The organism is uncultured Marixanthomonas sp. (genome assembly GCF_963974425.1).
Lineage (GTDB): Bacteria > Bacteroidota > Bacteroidia > Flavobacteriales > Flavobacteriaceae > Marixanthomonas.
Map to the genome: position 1 here is coordinate 1 of NZ_CAXBCK010000079.1, position 4,759 is coordinate 4,759.

The window sequence follows — 4,759 nt, forward strand, 5'->3', positions numbered from 1 at the left end:
GGTAGTTACCTATTCCACTCTGCCCTACGCCACCAAAAGGTAGTTTGGGATTCGAAATATGCATCACAGCATCATTTATTGCTCCTCCACCAAATGAAATATCATTCAATATTTTATGTTTTGCTTTTTTATCCTTGGTAAAGACATAACAAGACAATGGCTTCGGAAATTTTCGCACCTCAGTAATTGCTTTATCTATATTATCATACCCAATCACCGGTAAAATAGGGCCGAAAATCTCTTCTTGCATAACAGGATCTTCAAATGAAACATTCTGAAGTATCGTAGGTTGTATATAGCGTTTTTCTTTGTCCATGTTTCCGCCATAATATACTTGATTAGGTTGTATCATTTTTTCAAGCCTTTCAAAATTATCGTTGTTGATAATCTGAACATAATTATCATTTTCAAATTGAAAGTGTTCTGCTTCAATCTCTGCTTTCGCAAGTTCTAAAAATTCTTTCTTCACATTTTCATGTACCATCACATAGTCTGGAGCAATACAGGTTTGGCCTGCGTTTAAAAACTTAGCCCACATCATTCGTTTTACCGCCATGTTAAGGTTACACTCCTCGGTAACAAACGCGGGGCTTTTACCCCCCATTTCTAAAGTAACGGGTGTCAAAGTTTCAGCTGCTGCTTTATAGACAATCTTCCCTACTTTGGTACTGCCAGTAAAGAATATTTTATCAAAATTTTGTTTTAAAAGCTCCGTAGTTTCAGAAACGCTGCCTTCAATTACTTTAAATACATTGGGATCAAAATTTTTATTAACCAATTTTGCTATCACCTCACTTGTTTTTGAAGGCAACTCACTAGGTTTTAAAATCACTGTATTTCCCGCAGCTAAAGCTGCTACAACAGGTGCAAAAGAAAGTTGATACGGATAGTTCCATGCGCCAATTACTAAGCAAACGCCTAATGGCTCAGGAATGATGTAACTGCTGGCTGGAAAATTTAATAAATTAGTAGAAACTCGTTTTCGGCGAGACCATTTCTTTATATTGCCTTTAGCTTCTTTTATATCGCTGTACAACAAAGCCAGTTCGCTTACATAGGTGTCAAATTCAGATTTTTTGAAGTCTGCGAAGATAGCTTCATTTAGAAGCGTTTCATTTTCTTTTAAAACAGCTTGTAGCGTGTCAAGCTGTTTAATTCTAAAAGATATATTTTTTGTAGTTTGGGTATTGAAAAAAGCTCTTTGTTGGTCTACAAATTGTTTCATAAGAAGTGTTACGGTTTCTGAAAAAGTTCAAGATAAATAAACTTATTTCAGAATTTTCATAACAACTTGCTAAATCAACCCTTTTCTCTGTTTAAAACACGGTATTCTTCGTAACATTCACTGATAGCGTCCAATATTTGAAGATCGTTAGCCGTTTTTATAAAACTTTCAGAATAACTGCAATTGTTCAATATTTCATCAATATCAACGCGTTCCAACTGCAATACAGCCATTAAGGTTTCCCTATCATATTTACTAGCTAACAGATTTCTAATTTCATCATCTTGCTTCATTTTACGAAGCTTCTGCATCTGTTTAGGCCGTTTTCCGAAGACATTATACAGAAAATCTGCTGGATTAAAAATAGCACTCAACACTTTGTTTACAGCTCCTGGCTGCCTGCTCCCACCTTCATAACCAGAACTTAATCCCGAAATACGATATCTGTAATTATCATAGATCGGAATTATCTTAGCATCCACCTCAACATAACCGGTAAGTTGTACCGGTTTTACCACAACTTCTTCAAGTGCAATGCCTAATTCTGTCATTTTTACTTTAATATCACCAAATTTTAACCAGTCATTTGTTACCCGAACTCGAATCGATTTATAGCCTAAATAGCTAAAATACAAGGTATCGTTCACTTTAGCGCGAATAGAGAATTCACCTTCTTTATCGGTAGTTGTACCTATAACTTCATTCAAGTTAACAATATTTACATTTTCCAAAGGGTCGTCTGTTGCACTGCTAAGAACTTTACCTTTAATTGGGGTATCATCCTGCGAAAATGCAATAATGGAAACTAAACAAAATACTAAAAGTAATACGTGTCTTTTCATAGCAATTGTAACAAATTTACATAAATAGACGACAAATCTGTGCCAAAGTTTCAAAAGTGGACTAATTTATTTGTTAATTACGTCTTCTGCGTTTTCCTCCTGTACCTTTTCCTGAAGGGCGTTCGTTTCTTCTACGGCTTTTTCCTTTAAATTTTGAACCACCGCCACCATCAAAGCTTTTTCCTCCTCGTTTTCCTTTTCCACGACCTTTTCCGCCGCTTCTTCCGCCTCCTTTATTACGTCCGTCTTTGCTAATTTCTACTGAAATATTACGACCATCTAATTTAAAATCGTTGAAAATATTCAATACTAACTCTTGGTGCTTTTTATCGGTATTGAAAAAGGAGAATGAATCTTTTACATCTACGCGGAATACATCGTCCTGACCTAAACTAAGTAAATCTTTTAATAAATCTTTCAGGCTCATCCAGTTAAAATCGTCACGCCCACCAATGTTAATAAAGTATCGAACACTGTCCTCGCTATTACCTACCGATGTATCTCCTACAGCTGAATTTAAATCTTTCTCATTCTTATAATAGTTATAAAAACGAGTAAACTCTACTGAAAATACTTTCTTGATTAACTCTTCCTTACTGAAATCCTCAAGAACCTCATTAATATTTGGAAGATACGCATCTATCTCGTGGTTAACCTCTGTATTTTTTATACTGCTGGCTAAATGAAACAATTGCGTTTCGCAAATTTCCATTCCGCTCGGAACTTCTTTTTTAGTAAAGTTTCTTTGAATAATTTTTTCAATGCTTTTAATCTTTCTAAGCTCACTCTTTGAAACAATTACTATAGAAACACCACTCTTTCCAGCACGACCTGTACGACCGCTACGGTGTGTATAGGTTTCAATTTCATCAGGTAATTGGTAGTTTATTACGTGTGTAATATTGTCTACATCAATACCACGAGCAGCAACATCGGTTGCAACTAACATTTGTATTTGACGCGTACGGAACGATTTCATCACTAAATCACGTTGATTCTGACTCAAATCTCCGTGTATTGCAGCGGCATTATAACCATCTTCAATAAGACGTTCAGCTACTTTCTGGGTATCGCGCTTAGTACGGCAAAATACTACTGAAAAGATGTCAGGATTCGCATCGGCCAAGCGTTTTAGTGCTAAATATCGATCTCTAGCGTTTACCAAATAGTATTCGTGTGATACATTTTCGGTACCTACATTTCTGCTTCCTACGGTAATTTCAACCGGGCTGTGCATAAATTTTTTGGCAATTTTTGCCACGTCTTTTGGCATGGTTGCACTAAAAAGCCAGGTGCTTTTATCTTTAGGGGAGTGTGAAAGAATTTCAGTTATATCTTCATAGAAGCCCATGTTCAACATTTCATCTGCCTCATCGAGCACACAATATTCAATTTTTGAAATATCGATCATACCACGACCAATCATATCCTTCATTCTACCAGGAGTAGCGACGATAATTTGAGCACCTTTTTTAATTTGGCGTGCTTGATCGCTAATGCTTGCGCCACCATATACAGCAACCACATTAAGACCTTTTTTATGCTTTCCGTAGCTTTCTATCTCTTTGGTTATTTGTAAACAAAGCTCACGGGTAGGTGAAAGGATAAGTCCTTGTGTGGTTCTGCTTTCAATTTGTATTTTTTGAAGCATTGGGAAGCCAAACGCAGCGGTTTTACCTGTTCCGGTTTGTGCTAAGGAAACAATATCGGTTTCCTTTTCCAATAAAATAGGGATTGTTTTTTCTTGTACTTCCGATGGAGTTTCAAAACCCATATCGGTAATAGCCTGAAGCAAGTTTTCTTCAAGGCCTAATTCTTTAAATGTAGCCATAAAATGGTTTAAAAATGTTTGCGTGTTGGTTGGAAGCAAACGACTATTAAACCTTGGGCTTCGCTTCAACACAAACCCTCACCCTGAGGATTTTTTGAAGCGGCAAAGATACTATTAACTATTAACTTAATCGTCCTTTTGCCTAGTTATTTTACATTACCGAAAACTAAAGGCAAATCATTCAGTATCACTCTCGAAGGTATTCAATAAGTTGGCGCATGGCCTTTCCCCTATGCCCTATTTCACTTTTTTGAGTTAGTTTCATCTGAGCAAACGTTTCATCACATCCGTCTGGTTTGAAAATAGAGTCGTATCCAAATCCACCCGTACCTTTCTTTTCAGTAGTAATTTCACCTTCACAAATTCCTAAAAACAATACTTCGGAATGATTTAAAGTTAACGCTATTGCAGTTTTAAACCGAGCAGAACGGTCTTCTTTACCTTCGAGATTTTTTAAAAGTTTTTCAATATTAGCTTCAGAGCTTTTATCCTCCCCTGCATAACGCGCACTATAAACACCAGGCTCACCATTTAGAGCCGTAACCTCCAATCCTGTGTCATCTGCAAAGCAATTTAAATCATAATTGTCTCGTACATAATTTGCTTTTAAAATAGCATTGCCTTCAATGGTATCTGCTGTTTCAGGAATTTCTTCGTTACAACCAATATCGGTTAAGCTTAATATCTCAATATGATGCGGAAGTAAGGCTTTTACTTCTTTTAATTTATTCTTGTTGTGGGTAGCGAAAACTAGTCTCATATTTTAGGTTTGAAATTTCAGGTTAAGGTTTAGTTTTACCTAGCATCTAGCATCTAGCATCTAGCATCTAGCATCTAGCATCTAGCATCTAGCATCTAGCA

4 protein-coding genes are annotated in these 4,759 nt (G+C 36.4%); all 4 read right to left on the minus strand.

Annotation, left to right across the window (positions count from 1 at the left end; genetic code table 11):
* The coding region (locus AACZ92_RS16025) for an aldehyde dehydrogenase family protein (RefSeq protein ID WP_339703552.1) at window positions 1-1,225 on the minus strand (1,225 nt) is incomplete at its 3' end.
* Between the two features lie 74 nt (window positions 1,226-1,299).
* The gene (locus AACZ92_RS16030) at window positions 1,300-2,067 is read right to left on the minus strand and encodes a carboxypeptidase-like regulatory domain-containing protein (RefSeq protein WP_339703554.1); all 768 of its coding nucleotides are present in this window, start codon (window positions 2,065-2,067) and stop codon (window positions 1,300-1,302) included.
* A 73-nt stretch (window positions 2,068-2,140) separates the two neighbouring features.
* Window positions 2,141-3,898, minus strand: coding sequence for a DEAD/DEAH box helicase (locus AACZ92_RS16035; RefSeq protein WP_339703557.1), 1,758 nt, complete (start codon window positions 3,896-3,898; stop codon window positions 2,141-2,143).
* Between the two features lie 187 nt (window positions 3,899-4,085).
* A complete protein-coding gene (locus AACZ92_RS16040) occupies window positions 4,086-4,658 on the minus strand; it encodes a non-canonical purine NTP diphosphatase (protein WP_339703560.1) in 573 nt (190 codons plus the stop codon).
* Window positions 4,659-4,759 lie beyond the last annotated feature (101 nt).

What these genes read in the sequence shown, in the direction of transcription:
- AACZ92_RS16030 (WP_339703554.1), bottom strand. Translation starts at nt 2,067, where the DNA reads ATGAAAAGACACGTATTACTTTTAGTATTTTGTTTAGTTTCCATTATT.
- AACZ92_RS16040 (WP_339703560.1), bottom strand. Translation starts at nt 4,658, where the DNA reads ATGAGACTAGTTTTCGCTACCCACAACAAGAATAAATTAAAAGAAGTA.
- AACZ92_RS16035 (WP_339703557.1), bottom strand. Translation starts at nt 3,898, where the DNA reads ATGGCTACATTTAAAGAATTAGGCCTTGAAGAAAACTTGCTTCAGGCT.